Below are 18,382 nucleotides of genomic sequence, written 5' to 3' on the forward strand. Positions count from 1 at the left end.
GGCGGCAGCCGCGGGCTCGGCGCGGCCCTGTCGCTGGCCCTGGCGTCGCAGGGCGCCGACGTCTTCGTAGGACATCGCGACACGCTGCCACAGGCCCTGACGGACGGGGCCGAGGGGTTGCCCGGGCGGCTGCACTCCGCTCCCGGCGACGCGGCGGACCCGCGCTGGAGCGCCGAACTGGCGGCCCGTGTCGAGCGCGCGCACGGCCGGCTCGGCTTCCTGGTGTGCAGTGCGGCCCCGCCGCTGCGCACGCTGGGGCTGGCCGCCACCGACCTGGAGCGGATGGACACGTTCCTGACCGGTTCGCTGCGGCTGGTCAGTGCGCCGATGAGCGGCCTCCTGCCGCTCCTCGCACCGGGCCGGGGCCAGTGCCTGGTGATGTCCTCGGCCGCCCTGCACGCGCCGCCGCGCGACTGGCCGCACTACGTCGCCGCGAAGTCGGCCGTGGAGGGACTGGTCCACTGGGCCGCCCGGCACCGCCCGGAGGTGACGTTCCACCTCGCGCGGCCGGGGATGCTGTGGACCGAGCAGACGAACTCCCCCGGCGCCCGGGAGTCGGCCGGACCGGTGGAACCGGTGGCGGCGCGGCTGGTGCGCCACTTGCTGGACCCCGCGCCCGCCGACGGCGTCCCGCACCTGATCGGCGAGACGGAGTCCGTCGTCCCGGCCGCCGCGCCGGCATGAGAAGGGGCCCGGTGCCGAAGTCGGCCACCGGGCCCCGGAGTTGCTCGCGGCCGGACGCTCCCGCCCAGGGCGGTTCGCGGCGCCCTCGGGCGCCGGCCCTCAGGCCGCGGACGTCCTGTCCACGCTCTCCCGCGGCTCCTCACTCGCGTCGGCGGTGCCCGGCCGCGCGGCGGCGAACAGCAGGAAGCCGAGCAGGACGAAGACCGCCGCGGAGAAGATCGGCACCGCGCTGGTGCCGTCGATGATGCCGAAGACGACGCCGGACAGGCCCGCGGAGAGGGCGGCGATGGCACCGGCCGTGCCCATGACGGAGCCCTGGTGGCTGTCGTCCACGGCGGCCGACATCATGCCGACCAGGCCGCTGTAGGAGATGCCGTAGGTGGCCGCGCCGACCAGGCACAGGGCGTAGAGCGCGATCCGCTCGCCGGTCAGCGCGGTACCGGCGATGCACACGGTCATCCCCGCCAGCGCCCCGGCCACCGCGGTGCGCGGCTTGAGGTACTTCATCGAGAGCGGCACCAGGGAGAGGAACGAGGCCGCGAGGCCCACGCCGACCACCGAGATGAGGTTGGTGACGCCGCGCTGGTCGAAGCCCTCGTTCGCCGTCAGGTACAGGCCGATGAACTGGAAGAACGCCGTCCAGCCCAGGGACATCAGGAGCAGCGCCGAGCAGAGCAGCCGCACCCCGGGGAACGTGAAGGACTCCAGGAGGTGCTTGACCGGGTTCGGGAAGGTCATGCGTCCGGCGGGCCGCGGCGCCGGGGCCTCGCGGAAGGAGACCAGCAGCACCAGCAGGTTGAGCAGCGTGATGGCGGCCACGAAGACGAACGGGGTCTTCAGGCTGAACCAGGAGACCAGGGTGGAGTCGCTGAGGTAGCCGCCGATGAGCGGGCCCACCACGTATCCCGTCGAGACGCAGAACATGATCAGGCCGATGGAGTTCACGCGGCGTTCCTTCGGCGTGACGTCCAGGATCGCCGCCTGGGCGACGGGCAGACTGCCGGAGAACAGGCCGCCGACCACGCGCGCGGCGACGAACAGGACGACGTCCTGGCTCGCCAGCCCCCAGATGGTCAGCGCGTAGCTGAGGGCGAGTCCCAGCAGACACAGCATCAGCGTCTTCTTGCGGCGGAAGTGGTCGGAGAGCGAGCCGAGCAGCGGGGCGCCGAAGAACATCGCCAGCGAATAGCTGCCGATGGCGATTCCGTAGAACAGGTCCCGGGTGCTGCTGCTACCGGTGCTCATGATGCCGATATCGGCGTCATAAGAGATGGGGATCAGCACCGGAATGATGAGGCTGACGCTCAAGTTGTCGATCAGGATGATGAAATAAAGAGGGATGAGACTGGCCAACCCGCTTTTGCGCATGGGTGTTTCTCCCGGTAGATCGGTGGGGGGCGCAACAACCGCGGGCGGTATCGTAACGCACCAACTTCCCTTCCAGTGCGCGGACTTGAGTGGCCCTTGAGTGCCACCTGACCGGCGCCGAGGATGCTGGCCGGAAGAACCTGAACAGGCATGCTGTCGAATCCATCGTTTTCCCCGAACGGTTCCGGCCGCCGGCCTGTTCCACCTTTTCCGCCACATGCGTTGGCCGGTGACGGCCGAAACGAGGGTGTTCTCCAGATGGAAGCGAACGAACTGAAGGCCATATCCGTGGAAGACACGGTCCTCGAAGTGTTCCGCGGGATCCTGGGACTGGACGAGGTCGACCCGGACGTCCCGTTCGCCGCGCTGGGCGGGGACTCCATGCGCGCCGTGCGCGTGCTGTCGCGGCTCTGGCGCGAACTGGACGTGGAACTGCCCGTGCACGCGCTCGGCAACGACACGACCGCCGCCGAACTCGCCGCGGCCGTCCGCGCGCACCGGGACGGCCGGACCGCATGAGCGATACGACGAAGCCGGGCATCGCCCTCGCCGCGACCTTCACCTCGGACGGCCTCAGAAACGCCATGGCGCGACGGCTGCGGGAGAGGGGACGCGAGGTGGTGGCCGCGCCCTACGGGCAGGTGGTCGAGCCGATGCTGGACCCCGGCAGCGTGCTGCTGGCCCACGCCGGGGTGAACGTGGTGCTGGTGCGCGCCGAGGACCTGTTCCGCGGCGCCGCGGACCCGTCGGCCGGCGACCGGCTCCTCGACGAGCTGCTGTCGGTGCTGTCCGCCGCCCCGGGCCGCTCCGCGGCCACCTGGCTGGTGGCGCTGACCCCGCCGTCGCCCGCCGCCCTCGCCGACCCCGCCCGGGCGCGCTGGATCGAGGCCGCCACGCGACGGGTCACGCAGACCGTCGCCCCGCTGCCCGGCATGCACCTGGTGGACCTCGACGGCAGCCCCGGCCTCGCAGAGCGCTACGACGTGCCGCGGACGCACGACGAGTACGCCGACCGCATCGCTCATCTCCCGTACACCGACGAGTACTTCGAGGCGCTTGCCGACTGGCTGGTGCGGCTGGCCACCACCACCTGGAACAAGCCCCGCAAGGTCGTGGTGCTCGACTGCGACAACACCCTGTGGGCCGGGATCTGCGGCGAGGACGGCCCGCTCGGGGTGGAGATCGGCCCGGGCCGCCGCGCCGTCCAGGAATTCCTGCTCGACCAGCGCGCCCAGGGCAAGCTGCTGTGCCTGTGCAGCCGCAACGAGGAGGCGGACGTGCAGGCCGTGTTCGCCCAGAACCCCGACATGGTCCTCACGATGAAGGACGTCACCGCCCACCGCATCGGCTGGCAGCCCAAGGCCCGCTACCTGGCCGAGCTCGCGCAGGAACTGGGGCTCGCGCTCAACTCGTTCGTCTTCGTGGACGACGATGCCGTGGAGTGCGCCTCGGTGCGCGCGGCGCTGCCCGAGGTCGCCGTGGTGGAGCTGACCCGGGACGCGGACGCGGCGCCGCGGCAACTGGCCCACGAGCCGGCCTTCGACCAGCTGACGGTGACCGACGAGGACCGGCTGCGGGCCGACTGGTACGAGGCCGCGCCGCAGCGCCGGGCCCTGGAGCAGTCGCTCACGGACTACGAGGAGTTCCTGGCCCGCTGCGCCATCGAGGTGTCGATGCAGGAGCTGACGGACTCCGCCCTGGAGCGCGCGGCCCAACTGACCTCCCGCACCACGCAGTTCACCCTGGCCGGCACCGCCTTCACGGTGCCTCGGCTGCGCGGGCTGCTCGACGGGGGCGGCCGCGGCTGGACGGTGCGGGTCAGCGACGCCTTCGGTGACTACGGCACCGTGGGCCTCGTCCTCGCCCGGGCCGAGGGCGACGTGCTGCACGTCCCGGTCTTCCTGCTCAGTTGCCGGGTCCTCAACCGCCGGGTGGAGACCCGGATGCTGCGGATGCTCGGCGCCGAGGCCGCCGCGGCCGGCTGCCGCACCCTGCGGCTGTCCTACCGGCCCACCGCGCGCAACGCGCCCGCGCGCCAATTCCTCCAGGAGCTCTCCGGCAGCGCCGTCGGCGCCGAGGACGCTCCCGGCGTCGTCGACGTACAGGTCGCCGACTGGACCGACGCTCCCGCGGTGCCCGCGCCGTAGCCGCGCGCCCCGCCCGGACCACACCCGACGCGGCCGGCGATCCGGCCGGCCGCCCCCACAGGAACGAGGGAACCACTCCATGAAACCCCGTACGGGACGACGGTCCCCGCAGAGCCGGAAGCTGTGGCGGCGACTGTTCGTCGCCACGGCCGGCTGCGCCGCCCTCATGCTGGCCACGGTCGCCTCCGCCGAGACCGGCGCCCCCGCCGCGGGCCACGGCGCGCGCACCGAGGCCCGCAGCGTCCCCGTGAAGCCCGAGTGGGTCAGCGCGGGCCAGAACAACCACAACACCCGCCACGCGGCCACCGAGCACACCATCGGCCCGAAGAACGTGGGCAGGCTGGCGCCGAAGTGGACCTTCACCACCGCCGGTGACGTCTCCGCCACCCCGACCGTCGTGGACGGCACCGTGTACGTGCCGGACTGGGGCGGCAAGTTGTGGGCCATCGACGCCGACAGCGGCAAGGAGGTCTGGTCGCACAGCATCGCCGCGTACGACGGCGTCGAAGGGCACATGTCCCGCACCAGCCCCGCGTACTGGAAGGGCAGCCTCTACCTCGGCACCGGCACGCTGACGACGACGGCGCTCAAGAGCGCGTACCTGATCTCCGTCGACGCGAAGACCGGCAAGAAGAAGTGGATGACCAAGGTCGACGAGGACCCGACGACGGTCATCACGTCCTCCCCCACCGTGGACAACGGGGTCATCTACGTGGGGACGTCCTCCAAGGCGTCGACCCTGCACGACGAGCCGACCTTCCGCGGCTCGCTCATGGCGCTCGACGCCCGCAGCGGCAAGATCCTGTGGAAGACGTACACGATCCCCAAGGGCTACACCGGCGCCTCCGTGTGGGGCAGCCAGCCCGTGGTGGACCACAGGACGGGCCTGGTGTACGTGGGGACGGGCAACAACTACACGTCGCCGCCCGGTGTCTGCCTCAACCCGAAGCAGACCGACTGCACCCAGCCGTCCGAGGACGACCACTTCGACAGCGTGCTCGCCATGGACCTGAAGACCGGCAAGATCAAGTGGGCCCATCACACGCTGACGGCCGACACCTGGATGATGTACATGCAGAACCAGGCCCCGGACTTCGACTTCGGCTCCGCTCCGAACCTGTACACCACGAAGATCGACGGCAAGTCCAGGCAGCTGCTCGGCATCGGCCAGAAGAGCGGCGTCTACTACGCGCTCGAACCGGCCACCGGCAAGGTGGTGTGGCAGACGCAGGTGGGTCCCGGCGGCGCGCTGGGCGGCATCCAGTGGGGCAGTGCCACCGACGGCAAGCGCATCTACGTCGGCATCGGCAACGGTGATCACCTGCCGTGGACGATCACGGCCGCCGACGGCACCAAGTCCACGATCAACAGCGGCTTCTTCGCGGCGGTCAACGCCGCCACCGGCGAGATCGAGTGGCAGACCGCCGATCCGCAGGGCAAGGAAGGGCAGTGGCTGGACGACTCGTTCATCACCCACGCCAACGGCGTCATGTACGCGGGCTCCTCGGCGCCCAGCGGCACCAACATGTACGCGCTGGACGAGAAGACCGGCAAGATCCTGTGGGACTTCGAGAGCGGCGGTTCCGTCTTCGGCGGCGCGGCCGTGGTCGACGGCAGCGTCTACTGGGGCTCCGGCTACTACATCTCCAACGTCGGCGAGGGCCTGAGCGGCCACAACAACAAGCTCTACCGCTTCACCCTCGACGGCCGCTGACGCACCGTCCCTCATGAGCACGCCGAACGGCCCGGGCACAGCGCCCGGGCCGTTCCGTTCGTGCGTGTCGGACCGTGCCGTGTCAGACCGCCGCCAGTTCCTGGCGCAGCGGCTTCCACCACTGCGGGTGGTCGCGGTACCACTCGACCGTCCGGGCCAGGCCGTCACGGAAGGGGACGCGCGGGGCGTACCCGAGCGCGCGGAGCTTGCGGTCGTCGACGGAGTAGCGGCGGTCGTGACCGGGCCGGTCGGGCACGTGGACGATCCGTTCGGGTCCGGCCCCGCAGGCCGCGAGCAGCTGGTGGGTGAGGGCGACGTTGGTCAGCTCCTCGCCGCCGCCGATGTTGTAGGCCTCGCCGGGCCTGCCCTGCTCCAGGACCAGCTGGATACCCCGGCAGTGGTCGTCGACGTGCAGCCAGTCGCGTACGCACAGGCCGTCGCCGTACAGCGGGACTTCCCTGCCCTCCAGCAGGTTCGTCACGAACAGCGGGATGAGCTTCTCGGGGTACTGGTACGGGCCGTAGTTGTTGCTGCAGCGGGTCACGCTGACGTCCATGCCGTACGTGCGCGCGAAGGAGCGCGCCAGGATGTCGGCGCCGGCCTTCGACGCGGCGTAGGGCGAGTTCGCCAGCAGGGCGCAGTCCTCGGTCCAGGAGCCCGTCTCGATCGAGCCGTACACCTCGTCGGTGGAGATGTGCACGAACCGCGGCACCCGGGCCGTGCGCGCCGCCGACAACAGGGCCTGGGTGCCCAGGACGTTGGTGCGTACGAAGTCGGCCGCGCCGGCGATCGACCGGTCCACGTGGCTCTCCGCCGCGAAGTTGACCACCGCGTCGTGTCCCGGCAGGAGGTCGGCGAGGAGCGCCGTGTCGCAGATGTCGCCGCGCACGAAGGTCAGGCGCGGGTCGTCCCGGACCTCGGCGAGGTTGGCGGTGTTGCCCGCGTAGGTGAGTTTGTCCAGGGCCGTGATCCGCACGTCACCGGGGTCGCCGTACGCCCCGGCGAGCACGTGGCGCACATAGGTGGACCCGATGAATCCGGCGGCGCCGGTGACGAGCAAGCGCACGGGGCTTTCCCTTTCTCAGGTGGCGGTCGCGTGGGCCGGGGCGGCGCCCGGCGTACGCACTCCAAGATCCGTGCGGACGGCCCGGGCCACCTCGGTGACACGGTCCTGCACGTAGAAGTGGCCTCCGGGGAAGACCCGCGAGCGTCCGGGGACGACCGACAGGCGCAGCCAGTCGGTCACCTGCCCGGGGGCGCACAGCGGGTCCTCGGTGCCGGTCATGGCCGTGATCGGGCAGCGCAGCGCGGGCCCGTCCTGCCAGGTGTAGGAGCGCAGGGCCCGGTAGTCGGCGCGCAGCGCGGGCAGCGCCATGGCCTGTATCTCGGGGTCGTCGAGCGCGTCGCCGCCGCCGAGCCCGCGCACCTCGGCCAACAGGGCGGCGTCGTCGGCCAGTCGGTCGGTCGGACCCGCGCCGGTCGTGGGCGCGCAGCGGGCGGACACGAACAGCCGGTGCGGGGTGGCACCGGCCCGGTCCAGGCGCCGGGCCGTCTCGTAGCCGACGAGCGCCCCGAAGCTGTGGCCGAACAGGGCGTACGGCGCCGCCGTCCCGGGAAAGGCGAGCAGCGCCTCGGCGATCCGGTCGGCCAGCTCGTTCACCCGTGGCAGCGGCGGTTCGTGCCGCCGGTCCTGCCGTCCCGGGTACTGCACCGCCACCACCTCCACCTGCGGGCCCAGGGCGCGGGCGAGTGCGTGGAAGCTGCTCGCGCCACCCCCGGCGTGCGGGAAGCAGACGAGCCGCAGCGCGGCCTCGGCCGGCGGTCCGAACCGCCGCAGCCAGGTATCCGCCAGGAGGGCACGCGAGGTCACCGGCTCAGCCTCACCGGGAGGCTGTCGATGCCGCGCAGGAAGGACCGGCGCCAGCTCACCTGTTCCGGCTCGATGGCCAGGGCGAGGTCGGGGAAGCGGCGCAGCAGGGCGCGCAGCGCGATCTCGCCCTCCAGGCGGGCCAGCGGGCCGCCCACGCAGAAGTGGATGCCGTGGCCGAAGGACAGGTGCCCGGTGGTGTCGCGCGTGACGTCGAACCGCTCGGGGTCGGGGAACTTGCGGGGGTCGCGGTTGGCCGCGGCGCCCGCGATGAGCACGGTGCTGTGCGCCGGGATGTGGACGCCGCCGATCTCGACGTCCTCCAGCGAGCCGCGCGTGGTGATCTCGGCGGGGCCGAGGAAGCGCAGCGACTCGTCCACGGCGCCCGCCAGGACCGCCGGGTCCTCGCGCACCTTGGCGAGCTCCTCGGGGTGGGTGAGGAGCAGGTAGGTGGTCATGGCGATGAGGCTGACCGACGTCTCGAAGCCCGCGATGAGCAGGATCAGGACGACGGAGGCGAGCTCGTCGTTGCTGAGCCGGTCCTGGTCCTCCTCGTGGACGGTGATCAGCGCCGACAGGAGGTCGTCGCCGGGGTCGGCGCGCCGGCGGGCGACCAGGTCGACGATGAAGCCGACCAGGGCGCGGGCGGCGTGCTCGCGCTGCTCGGCGCTGCCGGCGTCGATGACGAGGAACTCGTTGCTCCAGCGGCGGAAGTCGCCCTGGTAGCGCTCCTCGACGCCGAGCAGCTCGCTGATCACGGTGATCGGCAGCGGGTAGGCGAAGTTCTCGACGAGGTCGGTCACGTCGCCGGTGAAGCCGTCGAGCAGCTTCTCGGCGAGCTCCTCGATCCGCGGGCGCATCGACTCCACGCGGCGCGCGGTGAACTCCCGGGAGACCAGCTTGCGCAGGCGGGTGTGGATCGGCGGGTCGTTGCTGCCCATGTTGTTGGCGAAGTAGGGCCGCACGTCCTCGGGGATGCCGTGGTAGGTCGGCAGTTCCACCTCGGGCGGCTGCTTCTTCTGGTCGTTGCTCAGCCGCAGGTCGCCGAGGGCGGCCTTGGCCTCGGCGTGACGGGTGATCAGATACGCTTCCCGGCCGATGAAACTGACCTTGCTCACCGGGCCCTGCTCGCGCAGCGCGGCGTAGGTCTCGTACTGGTCGATGTGGAAGAGGTCGCTGTCCAGGCTGGGGACGGCACTCACGGTGGCCTGGGTGTCGATCGACACGGGGGAAGTCCCTTTCCTCAAAGGTATGTCGGGGCCGGTGCCCGGTCAGGCGGTCACCGTGGTGAGCGTCGGCATGGGGAAGACGAGCTTGCCGCCGCTCTTCAGGTAGGCCTGCTCGCGCTCGACGAAGCCGGCCCGGTGGATCCAGGGCAGCACGAGCAGCTGGTCGGGGCGCCGGGACCGGGCCTCCTCCTCGGAGACGATCGGGATGCCGCTGCCGGGCGTGAAGCAGCCGGCCTTCTCCTCGCTGACCTCGCCGATGCAGGGCAGGTCGTCGGGGCCGATGCCGCAGTACTGCAGGGTCACGTTGCCCTTGGTCGACGCGCCGTACCCGAAGGTGACCAGGCCGGCCGCGCGGGACTCGTCGAGGAACCCCCGCAGCTCGGCGCGCTGTTGGTGCACGCGGCGGGCGAACGCCTCGTAAGGGGCCATGGTGTCCAGGCCCGCGGCGGCCTCGCGTGCGCGCAGGGCGACCAGGGAGGCCTCGTCGCGCGGGTGACGGCCGGGGTTCTTGGCGAGGGTGACGTAGAGGCTGCCGCCGTAGACGTCGGTGACCTCGGCCTTCAGGACGGTGAAGCCGACCTTCTCGGCCATCCACTCGATCTGCTGGAACCCGTAGTACTCCAGGTGCTCGTGGCACACGACGTCGTACGCGTTGGCGTCGAGCATGGACGGCATGTAGCTCTGCTCGGTCGCCCAGATGCCGTCGTCGTCGAGGATCGCGTGGATGTCCTGCATGAAGCGCAGGGGGTCGGGGAGGTCGTAGAACATGCCGGTCGTCGTGACGACCTTGGCGCGCTGCTTGCCGTACCGCTCGGTGAAGGCCTCCTGGGTGAAGAACTCGGCGATCAGTTCCGCGGGCGGGTAGTGCTCGCGGAACTTCTCGCCCGAGGGGTCGATGCCGACCAGTCGCAGTCCCTCGACGGGGTACTGGTGCAGCAGCGTGCCGTCGTTGCTGCCGATGTCGACGACGATGTCGCCCGCCTGCAGGCCGACGAGTTCGGCGGCGGCGACGGCCTTGCCACGCAGGTGGTTGACCATGAAGGGGCGGATGCCGGGGCGGTAGCCGTAGCCCTCGCCGTACATCAGGCCGAGGTCCGGGGTGTGCCGCAGCTGCAGGAGGCCGCAGCCGCCGGGCGAGCACTTCACCAGCTCCAGCGGGACCGAAGGCACCTTCTCGTCGAGGCTCTTGGGGAAGACGCAGGTCAACGCCTGGTCTCCCAGGTCGAGCACCGGAAGCAGTTCGTGATTGCCGCACACGCGGCACTGAGTGATGATCATCGTCTGCCCGTTTCAGTCCGTGGTGACGGTGGCGAGGAGGTAGCCGTAGGACTGGGGGACGCGCACGCCGTCCACCATCCGCTCGAACTCCTCGGGGCCGGTCATCTGGATGACGTCGTCCTTGCGCGCCAGCAGGGCGGCGGCGATGCTCTCGCGGACCGCCTGCGGGGCCAGGGTGTTGGCCGTGACGTCGGTGAACTCCTTGATGACGAGTCCGGCCCGCTCGATGACGGCCCGGTAGTCGTCCATCTGCGGGCTGGTGATGATGTCCTGGAACGTCAGCTCGGTGTCGGGCTGGCTGAACATGTCGGCGAGGACGAGGGTCGAGCCCGGCCGCAGCACGCGCTTGATCTCGCGCAGGACCTTCTCCTTGTCGGGCATGTGGATCAGCGACTCGAAGGCCCAGGCACCGTCGAACGACGCGTCGGGGAAGGGGAGTTCGGCCGCGTCCGCGTGGCGGAAGCCGACGCGCTCGGCCAGGCCCCGCTCGCGGGCGCGCTCGCCCGCGCGGCCGATCTGGTACGAGCTGATGGAGACGCCGACGACCTCGACGTCGGCCGCCCCGGCGAGCCGGAAGGCCGGCTCGCCGACGCCGCAGCCCACGTCGAGGATGCGCTGGCCCGGCTGCGGGGCGAGGCGGGCGATCAGCTGGTCGGTGAGCTGGTCGGTGGCCTTCTCGATGGGGGCGTCGTCGGCCTCGTCGAGCCAGTAGCCGACGTGGAGGTTGTCGCCCCAGATGTCCCTGAACGTCTCGGTGAAGTTGTCGTAGAAGTCGACGACCTTGTCCTCGACGGTCTCCTCGTTCGCCTGCGCTCCGGAAGTCATTCGGTCCGTCCTTCGTCTCGTGGTCGCGTCGTGGTCACGGTGCTGGAATCCGGGTGGTGGTCGTCAGTCGGCCCAGGCCTCGGGCCCCGGGCCGCCCCGGCCGACCGGCGGGAAGATCCGGTCGAGCGCGGCGAGTTGGCCGTCGTCGAGGCGCAGGCGACCGGCGCGCAGCGCCGAGTCGAGGTGCCCGACGGTGCGCGGTCCGATGACGGCGCCGGTGATGCCCGGCCGGGACAGCACCCAGGCCAGGCCGACCTCGGCGGGGTGCTCCCCGATGCTGCGGCAGTACGCCTCGTACTTCTCGACGGCGGGGCGCAGCGCCGGCAGCAGCGCCTGGGCCCGCCCCTGGGCGCACTTGACGGCGGTGCCGGAGTCCAGCTTGTCGAGGACGCCGCTGAGCAGACCGCCGTGCAGCGGTGACCAGGCGAGGGTCGCCAGGCCGTGGTGGCGGGCGGCCGGCAGGACCTCCAGTTCGGCATGCCGGACGGCCAGGTTGTAGAGGCACTGTTCGGAGGCGAGGCCCAACGCGTTGCGGCGGTGGGCGCTCGCCTGCGCCTCGGAGATGTGCCATCCCGCGAAGTTGGAGGAGCCGACGTAGCAGATCTTGCCGCTCGCCACGAGGTGTTCCATGGCCTGCCACACCTCGTCCCAGGGTGCGGCACGGTCGATGCGGTGCATCTGGTAGAGGTCGATGCACTCCACGCCGAGGCGGCGCAGGGACTGTTCGCAGGCGGTGATGATGTGGCGGGCGGACAGGCCGCCGTCGTTGACCCGCTCGCTCATCTCGCCGCCGACCTTGGTGGCGAGCACGACGTTGTCCCGGCGGCCGCCGCCCTGGGCGAGCCAGCGCCCGATCAGTTCCTCGGTGTGTCCCTTGTGCACCCGCCAGCCGTAGATGTCGGCGGTGTCCACGCAGTTGATGCCGCGGTCGAGCGCCTCGTCCATCAGCCGCAGCGCGTCGTCGTCCTCGACGCGGCCGCTGAAGTTGACGGTGCCGAGCCACAGCCGGCTCACCTGGGTGGCGAGGCGGCCGAGGCGTACGTACGGCGCCGGGTCCGGGGCGTCGCCGCCACTCACGGGCGCTTCCCCTTGGCGGGCCGGTCGGCCCGGACGCTCGCGGTGAGCCGGACGTCGTGCGACGAGGATCCGATCAGGACGCGGCGCTCGCCGCCGGCGAGCTTCCAGCCGTCGGCCGCCGTGTCCCAGTACTGCAGGGCGCGTTCGGCGACGTGGATGCGTACGCGGCGGGACTCGCCGGCCTTCAGCTCGACCTTCTGGTACCCGGCCAGCGCCTTGTCCGCCTGGTCGAGTGCGAGCTTCGGGCTGGGGCCGAGGTAGACCTGGACCACGTCGCTGCCCGCCCGCTTGCCGGTGTTGCGCACCGTCACGTCGACGTCGAGGCCGTCGGCCGTGCGCCTGACGCTCTGCTCCCCGTACGCGAAGGACGTGTAGGACAGGCCGTAGCCGAACGGGAAGAGCGGCTCGACGCCCTCGTGGTCGTACCAGCGGTACCCGGTGTAGATGCCTTCGGTCTGTCGTACGACGTTGTCGACGCCGGGGTAGCGCTCGGGGTCGCCTGCGACCGGGGTCGCCTGCTCGGAGGCGGGGAAGGTCTGGGAGAGCCGGCCGCCCGGTTCGGCGTCACCGAACAGCAGGTCGGCGGTGGCCTCGGCCCCGGCCTGTCCCGGGTACCACATGTCGAGGACAGCCTGGGTCTTGTCGAGCCAGGGCATGGTGAGGGACGACCCGGTGTTCAGGACGACGATCGTGTGCGGGTTGACGGCCGTGACGGCCTTGATCAGCTCGTCCTGGCGGCCCGGTAGCGACAGGGAGGTGCGGTCGCTGCCCTCGGCTCCGTCGTCGTAGGCGAAGACCACCGCGGTGGAGGCCTTGCGGGCGACGGCGACGGCCTGGTCGATCGACTCCTGGGCCTTGGCCGGGGTCACCCAGCGCAGGTCGAGGGTCATCGGCTTGCCGACGACCGCACCGCCGCTGATCTTGACGGTGTGCGTGCCGGCGCTCAGCTGCAGCGGGACGCTGGTGAGCTTGCCGAACACCTCGCCGATGCTGATGGGTGCGTTGTCGTCGATCTGGATGGCGCCGTTGCCGCCGGTGACGCGGGCAGCGATGCGGTAGAGCCCGGCCTTGTCGACCGTCAGCTTGCCGTCGTAGATGACGCCTGCCTGGGCCGGGTCCAGGACCGTGCCCGAGGTGAAGTCGGGCTCCAGGGCGGACGCGGGGATCGGCTCGCCCTCCAGCGCCTCGCCCTCGGCGTAGGAGACGTGCGCGCCGGCGCCGAGCTTCTTGGTGATGGTCTCCAGCGGCGGGGTGGCCGCGTCGGGCACGATGTAGGAGCTGCCGAGGCCGGTCACCTTGGGCTCCTTGGCCGTCGGGCCGATCACCGCGAGGTCGTCGGTCGTGGCCGCGTCGAGCGGCAGCGCCCGGTCCTCGTTGCGCAGCAGCACCGCGCCGGACTCGGCGACCTTCTCGGCCACCTTCGTGCCGCCCGCGACGTCGCGCTCGGGCCGCGGCGCCGGGTTCTCGTCGAGGAGGCCGAAGCGCTCCATCTGTCCGACGATCCGGGTCACGGCGCGGTCGAGGTCCGCCAGGGGGACGGTGCCGTCGGTGACGGCCTTCTTGAGCGTGTCGCCGAAGTACTTGCCGCCGGGGACCTCGCCGCCGGGCGGGATGGCGACGGTCGAGTCGATGCCCAGTTCCTGGTCGAGCCCCTTGCTGAGGGCGTCCGTGCTCTGCGTGGCCAGCCAGTCGGAGGTGACCCAGCCCTGGAAGTGCAGCTGCTCGCGCAGGATGTCGTTGAGCAAGTGCCCGTTGCCGCAGGCCGGTTCGCCGTTGACCTTGGGGTAGGCGCACATCACGGAGGCGGCGCCGGCCTTGACGGCGGCTTCGAAGCCGGGGATCTCGGTCTCCTGCAGGGTGCGTTCGTCGACCTTGACGTCGACGCCCATGCGGTTGTTCTCCTGGGTGTTGGCGGCGTAGTGCTTGACCGTCGCCATCAGGCCCTGGCTCTGGATGCCCTTGACCTCGGCGGCCGCGGTGCGTCCGGTGACGAGCGGGTCCTCGCTGAACGTCTCGAAGTTCCGTCCTGCCTGCGGCACCCGGATGCTGTTGACCATCGGCGCGTAGATCACGTCCACGCCGAAGGCCCGGCCCTCACGGCCGAGCACCTGTCCGTACTGTTGGGCGAGGCCTTCGTCGAAGGACGAGGCGAGGCTGACGGGGGCGGGCATCGCGATCGACGGCCGGTGGATCGTCGCGCCGGCCGGGCCGTCGGTGGCCCGCACCTCCGGGATGCCCAGGCGCGGTACGCCCGGCAGGTAGACCAGGGCCGTCGGGTCCGTGGTCGAGTAGTCCCAGTGCACGAACGAGAGCTTCTCGTCCAGCGTCATCTGCGCGACGAGTTCATCGGCGCGGCTGTCCGTACGGCCGGGAGCCGCCGGGGCGGCCCCCAGGTTCAGCAGCGCCAGAACCGTCAGAAATACGGAGGGCACCCATATTCGTCGTTTCATTTCCCTCTCCCCGGCATGTGGCGTCTCCGTAGCCAAGAAATTGCGACGGCGGCGACGCTAGCGAGATCGTTGTGCGCACCACAAGGCGCCTCGTGCCCAACTCAAGCCGGGCACTAGTGAGTTGCGAAGCCGCGCCGAAGTCCGGGGAATTCGGCGCGGCATTCTCCTTGTGAAACTTGTGAAACCGCGGAACGGGGCGCCGGCCTTACGCCTTGCGTGCCGCGGTCATCCGCTCCAGCACGGGGATGATTTCCGTCGGCGCCGGTTCGGACAGGATCTCCTCGCGCACCTTCGCGGCGCCGGCACGGAATGCGGGGTCCTCCAGAACGCGGACGATGCTTTCCCTGAACCGTTCGACCGTCAGTTCCTCGACCGGCAGGGACACGGCCATTCCCGCTTCCTCGGACAGCCGGCCCCGTTCGCCCGTGTCCCAGCCGTGGGTGATCAGCACCTGCGGCACGCCGTGCACGGCCGCGGTGTGCCAGGTGCCGGGGCCGCCGTGGTGGGCGACCGCGTCGCAGGTGGGCAGCAGGGCGTGCATGGGGACGAAGTCGACGGTGCGGACGTTGTCGGGGACGCGCGCGACCGACTCCAGCTGGTGGGCGTCGAGCGTGGCGACGAACTCGGCGTCGATGTCGGAGACGGCCTCCAGGAGCTCCTCGGTGCCGATGACCTCGATCCCGCTGTCGCGCGCCCCGACGCCGAGCGTGATGCACACCCGGCGCCTGGTCGGCGGCTTCTGCAGCCAGTCCGGTACGACGGCGGGGCCGTTGTAGTCGACGAAGCGCATGCCCACGGTCGGCAGGCCCAGGTCGAGGCGCATGCTGGCCGGCACGGGGTCGATGTTCCACTGCCCGGAGGCCATCTCCTCGGCGTCGCCCGGCTCCATCCGCACCCCGTGGCGGTCCAGGGTCCAGGCGACCCACTCGGCGAAGGGGTCCTCGCGGTGCTCGGGCTCCTGTTGTCCGTGCAGGTCCAGGAAGGCGCGGCGGGACTTCGTGGTGACGTCCGGGCCCCACATCAGGCGCGCGTGGGCCGCGCCGGTCACCTTGGCCGCGAGCGGGGCGGCGAAGGTCAACGGCTCCCAGATCAGCAGGTCCGGCTGCCAGGTGCGGCAGAAGTCGACCATCCCGTCGATCAGCGAGTCGGGGGTCATCAGCGCGAACAGGTTGGGGGTGAGGGCGGTCTGCATGCCCAGCAGGTGGTCCCAACTCGCGTTGGCGAGGCTTTCGTCGGCGAAGTCCAGGGACCGCACGTACTTGATCATGTCCTCGCCGACCGCGCTCATGTGCCCGGCGAGGTCCACGTCCTGGCCCACGGGCACCGCCGTGAGACCGGCAGCCGTGGTGATCTCGGTCAGCCCCGGTGATCCGACGACCCGGACCTCGTGCCCGGCCGCGCGGAAGGCCCAGGCGAGCGGAACGAGGGGGTAGAAGTGGGTCTTGCTCGTCATGGAGGAGAAGACGATCTTCATCGGAAGTCCTTAGATCTCGACCGGGCACCGGCTGATGCCCCGCAGTACGGGCGAACGGCGGCGGTGGACCACGGGGCCCGCGAGTGCCGTGTCGGGGAGCGTCTCGGCGAGGCCGCGCAGCGCGGCGGCGGCGTGCCGGGCGGCGAACTCGTCCAGTCCGTCCGGGTGGTTCAGGCCCGAGGTCAGGGCCGGGCGCGTGGCGGTGCGGTCCACGTCGAACCGGTCGGGCTCGGTGAACACCTCCGGGTCGCGGTTGGCCGCCGCGACGGCCACCACCACCTCGTCTCCCGCGGCGATGTTGGCCCCTTCGACCGTCTGCCCGGTGGTGGCGTGGCGGACCTCCAGATGGGCCGGGGGCGCGGTGCGCAGCGTCTCGGCCGCGATGCGGTCGGCCAGGGCAGGGTCGTCGGCAAGACGGCGGGCCAGGCCCGGGGTGCGGAGCGTGGCGAGCACGGCGTTGCCCACCGCGTTGGCCGCCATCTCGCGGGCAGCACTCGCCCACACGCCTTCGGCGCCCGCCTGCTGACGCAGGGACGCCAGTGCGGCCACGGTCTCCTCGGTCACGGCCAGCAGTTGCGGGGTCAGCCGGGCGTCCAGCGCCGTGGCGCTCGACCGCAGCAGGGCGGTGACGCGGTGCGCGTCCGCTCCGGTCAGGCCGAGGTACGCGAGGAGGCCGCGCACCGGTATCTCGCGCGCCAGGGCGCCCATCAGGTCGAAGCGCTGCCCGGAACTCTTCGCCGACTCCCGGTATTCCTGGGCCAGTTCGTCGACACCGGCGGGGGGCGGCCCGGCGGCGGCGCGCACGTCGAGGAACGGCTGCGCCCAGTCCGCGGCGGCCTCGCCCGCGGCCCGGGTGAACCCCGGGCTCCGCAGGACCTGGGAGGCGGCGGCGTACCGGGTCACGACCCAGGCGCCGGAGCGGCTGCGGAAGGGCCCGTCGGACGCCGAGCGGATCTGCTCGTACCAGCGGCCCGGTGTGTCGTCCTGGCCGCACAGGAGCATCGCGTAGGGGTCGCCGTTGACGCCGAAGGCCCAGTACCAGCCGCGGGCCATCTGGAGCCGGCTGCCGAGCCGGCTGCGGTCTGTGGTTGTCATGCCAGTCATGCCAGGTTTCCTGTCCATGTGTGGATGCGGTCGGCGACGGCCCCGGCGTGCTCCTGCACCATCGAGAAGTGATGGCCCGGCACGTCCGCGCTCTCGTGCGGGAACGGCCACGTGGACTGCCAGGACTCGCCTTCGGGCCACTCCCCCAGCGCCTCCGTGGCGCGGACGAGCAACGTCGGTACGGCCAGGGCCCGCGGCCGCCAGTCGCGGGTGAAGCGGTGGTAGGCGCCGAGGGCGGTGAGCCGGGTGTCGTCCACCCGCACCCCCTCGCGGCCGAACATCGTCTCGGTCAGCTCGGTGAGCCAGCCGTGCACCGCCTGCTGCTGTCCGGGCGGATACACGTCGATCAGGACGATGCCCTGCGGCGGGCGGCCCCGGTCGGCGAGTTCGGTCCCCAGGGCGTACGCCATCAAGGCGCCGGCGGAGTGTCCGACGAGCACGAACGGGCCGTCGGCGGACTTGAGGACGGCGTCGGCCTGGACCCCGAGCACCGCCGCCAGCGACGCGGGCAGTTGCTCGCCCTGCTCGTAGCCGGGCTGCGGCAGCGCGGACACCGGCAGCCGGTCCTTGAGGGCGCCGGCGATGCGCAGGAACTCGTGCGGTCCGGCCACCGGCGCCGTACCGGCACAGCAGATGATGCGCAGTTCTCCCGGCCCCGTCGCCAGTTCCACGAGGTCGACCGGGGCGGCCAGGTCCTCGGAGCCCTCGAACCGGTCCCGGTGGCCGGCCAGTTCGCCGAGCAGGTCCAGGTAGGAGTCGAAGCGGCCTTCCCGCACGGACCGCTCGTAGAGGGTGCGCAGCATGCCGCCGTCCCCGGCGGCGGCCGGGGTGTGCGGCGTCCCGGACGTGAGCAGGGGGCGCAGGTGCGCGGCGATGTCGGTGACGGAGGGGTGGTCGAACACGAGGGTGGTGGGCAGGGCGAGACCGGTGGCGTCCTGGAGCCGGTTGCGCAGCCCGACCGCCGTCAGGGAGTCGAACCCCAGCTCGGTGAAGGGCTGGTGCGGCGGGACCGCCTCCGGGTCGGGGTGTCCGAGCACGGCCGCCACCTGCGCGCGGACCCAGGTGGCGAGCGTCGCCTCGGCCTCGTCGGCGGGCAGCCCGGACAGCCGCTCCCGCCAGGTGGGGCCGGGGCCGCCCGGGTCCGGGGCGGCGTCGGCGGGCAGGC

General features: G+C 71.6%; 15 protein-coding genes. 4 read left to right on the plus strand and 11 right to left on the minus strand.

Annotated features, from left to right (window positions below):
- A partial coding sequence (locus tag G3I40_RS28185) for an SDR family oxidoreductase (RefSeq protein ID WP_164305194.1) occupies positions 1-684 on the plus strand: 684 nt, incomplete at its 5' end.
- Positions 685-783: 99 nt separating this feature from the next.
- Here G3I40_RS28185 and G3I40_RS28190 read toward each other — a convergent pair.
- A complete protein-coding gene (locus G3I40_RS28190) occupies positions 784-2,052 on the minus strand; it encodes an MFS transporter (protein ID WP_164305196.1) in 1,269 nt (422 codons plus the stop codon).
- Between the two features lie 258 nt (positions 2,053-2,310).
- On the opposite strand from G3I40_RS28190, the gene G3I40_RS28195 reads away from it, so the two are divergent.
- From G3I40_RS28195 to G3I40_RS28205, 3 genes are all read left to right on the plus strand, one after another.
- Complete coding sequence (locus G3I40_RS28195; RefSeq protein WP_164305198.1) at positions 2,311-2,571, plus strand: acyl carrier protein; 261 nt, start codon at positions 2,311-2,313, stop codon at positions 2,569-2,571.
- Positions 2,568-4,199 carry an HAD-IIIC family phosphatase gene (locus G3I40_RS28200; RefSeq protein ID WP_164305200.1) on the plus strand — a complete coding sequence of 544 codons (1,632 nt, stop codon included), beginning with the start codon at positions 2,568-2,570 and terminating at the stop codon, positions 4,197-4,199. The genes G3I40_RS28195 and G3I40_RS28200 overlap by 4 nt, the downstream gene beginning before the upstream one ends.
- A 79-nt stretch (positions 4,200-4,278) precedes the next feature.
- Positions 4,279-5,913, plus strand: a complete 1,635-nt coding sequence (locus tag G3I40_RS28205; RefSeq protein ID WP_164305202.1) for a PQQ-binding-like beta-propeller repeat protein — start codon at positions 4,279-4,281, stop codon at positions 5,911-5,913.
- Positions 5,914-5,995: 82 nt separating this feature from the next.
- On the opposite strand, the gene rfbB is transcribed toward G3I40_RS28205, so the two are convergent.
- The 10 genes from rfbB to G3I40_RS28255 all read right to left on the minus strand — a co-directional run.
- Positions 5,996-6,979, minus strand: a complete 984-nt coding sequence (gene rfbB / locus G3I40_RS28210) for a dTDP-glucose 4,6-dehydratase (protein ID WP_164305204.1) — start codon at positions 6,977-6,979, stop codon at positions 5,996-5,998.
- Between the two features lie 15 nt (positions 6,980-6,994).
- The gene (locus G3I40_RS28215) at positions 6,995-7,783 is read right to left on the minus strand and encodes an alpha/beta fold hydrolase (protein ID WP_343245038.1); all 789 of its coding nucleotides are present in this window, start codon (positions 7,781-7,783) and stop codon (positions 6,995-6,997) included.
- The gene (locus tag G3I40_RS28220) at positions 7,780-9,006 is read right to left on the minus strand and encodes a cytochrome P450 (RefSeq protein WP_343245039.1); all 1,227 of its coding nucleotides are present in this window, start codon (positions 9,004-9,006) and stop codon (positions 7,780-7,782) included. The genes G3I40_RS28215 and G3I40_RS28220 overlap by 4 nt, the downstream gene beginning before the upstream one ends.
- Positions 9,007-9,051: 45 nt before the next feature.
- Positions 9,052-10,287, minus strand: coding sequence for a class I SAM-dependent methyltransferase (locus tag G3I40_RS28225; RefSeq protein WP_164305205.1), 1,236 nt, complete (start codon positions 10,285-10,287; stop codon positions 9,052-9,054).
- Between the two features lie 12 nt (positions 10,288-10,299).
- On the minus strand, positions 10,300-11,112 hold the full coding sequence (locus G3I40_RS28230; protein WP_164305207.1) for a methyltransferase domain-containing protein: 813 nt from the start codon (positions 11,110-11,112) through the stop codon (positions 10,300-10,302).
- A gap of 63 nt (positions 11,113-11,175) precedes the next feature.
- Positions 11,176-12,189, minus strand: a complete 1,014-nt coding sequence (locus tag G3I40_RS28235; protein ID WP_164305209.1) for an aldo/keto reductase — start codon at positions 12,187-12,189, stop codon at positions 11,176-11,178.
- Positions 12,186-14,639 carry a glycoside hydrolase family 3 C-terminal domain-containing protein gene (locus G3I40_RS28240; protein WP_164305211.1) on the minus strand — a complete coding sequence of 818 codons (2,454 nt, stop codon included), beginning with the start codon at positions 14,637-14,639 and terminating at the stop codon, positions 12,186-12,188. Before G3I40_RS28240 ends, G3I40_RS28235 begins: the two co-directional genes overlap by 4 nt.
- 205 nt (positions 14,640-14,844) lie before the next feature.
- Complete coding sequence (locus tag G3I40_RS28245; protein WP_164305213.1) at positions 14,845-16,113, minus strand: activator-dependent family glycosyltransferase; 1,269 nt, start codon at positions 16,111-16,113, stop codon at positions 14,845-14,847.
- 9 nt (positions 16,114-16,122) lie between these two features.
- Positions 16,123-17,208 (minus strand): cytochrome P450, encoded by a 1,086-nt coding sequence (locus G3I40_RS28250; protein ID WP_164305215.1) that lies wholly within the window; start codon positions 17,206-17,208, stop codon positions 16,123-16,125.
- Between the two features lie 5 nt (positions 17,209-17,213).
- A partial coding sequence (locus G3I40_RS28255; protein ID WP_164305217.1) for a thioesterase domain-containing protein occupies positions 17,214-18,382 on the minus strand: 1,169 nt, incomplete at its 5' end.

The sequence above is a fragment of the Streptomyces sp. SID14478 genome (assembly GCF_010548525.1).
Lineage (GTDB): Bacteria > Actinomycetota > Actinomycetes > Streptomycetales > Streptomycetaceae > Streptomyces.

Bases quoted from the DNA above. Each gene is read 5' to 3' on its own strand.
- G3I40_RS28190 (WP_164305196.1), bottom strand. From the start codon at position 2,052: ATGCGCAAAAGCGGGTTGGCCAGTCTCATCCCTCTTTATTTCATCATC.
- G3I40_RS28195 (WP_164305198.1), top strand. From the start codon at position 2,311: ATGGAAGCGAACGAACTGAAGGCCATATCCGTGGAAGACACGGTCCTC.
- G3I40_RS28200 (WP_164305200.1), top strand. From the start codon at position 2,568: ATGAGCGATACGACGAAGCCGGGCATCGCCCTCGCCGCGACCTTCACC.
- G3I40_RS28205 (WP_164305202.1), top strand. From the start codon at position 4,279: ATGAAACCCCGTACGGGACGACGGTCCCCGCAGAGCCGGAAGCTGTGG.
- G3I40_RS28225 (WP_164305205.1), bottom strand. From the start codon at position 10,287: ATGATCATCACTCAGTGCCGCGTGTGCGGCAATCACGAACTGCTTCCG.
- G3I40_RS28230 (WP_164305207.1), bottom strand. From the start codon at position 11,112: ATGACTTCCGGAGCGCAGGCGAACGAGGAGACCGTCGAGGACAAGGTC.
- G3I40_RS28240 (WP_164305211.1), bottom strand. From the start codon at position 14,639: ATGAAACGACGAATATGGGTGCCCTCCGTATTTCTGACGGTTCTGGCG.
- G3I40_RS28245 (WP_164305213.1), bottom strand. From the start codon at position 16,113: ATGAAGATCGTCTTCTCCTCCATGACGAGCAAGACCCACTTCTACCCC.
- G3I40_RS28250 (WP_164305215.1), bottom strand. From the start codon at position 17,208: ATGACAACCACAGACCGCAGCCGGCTCGGCAGCCGGCTCCAGATGGCC.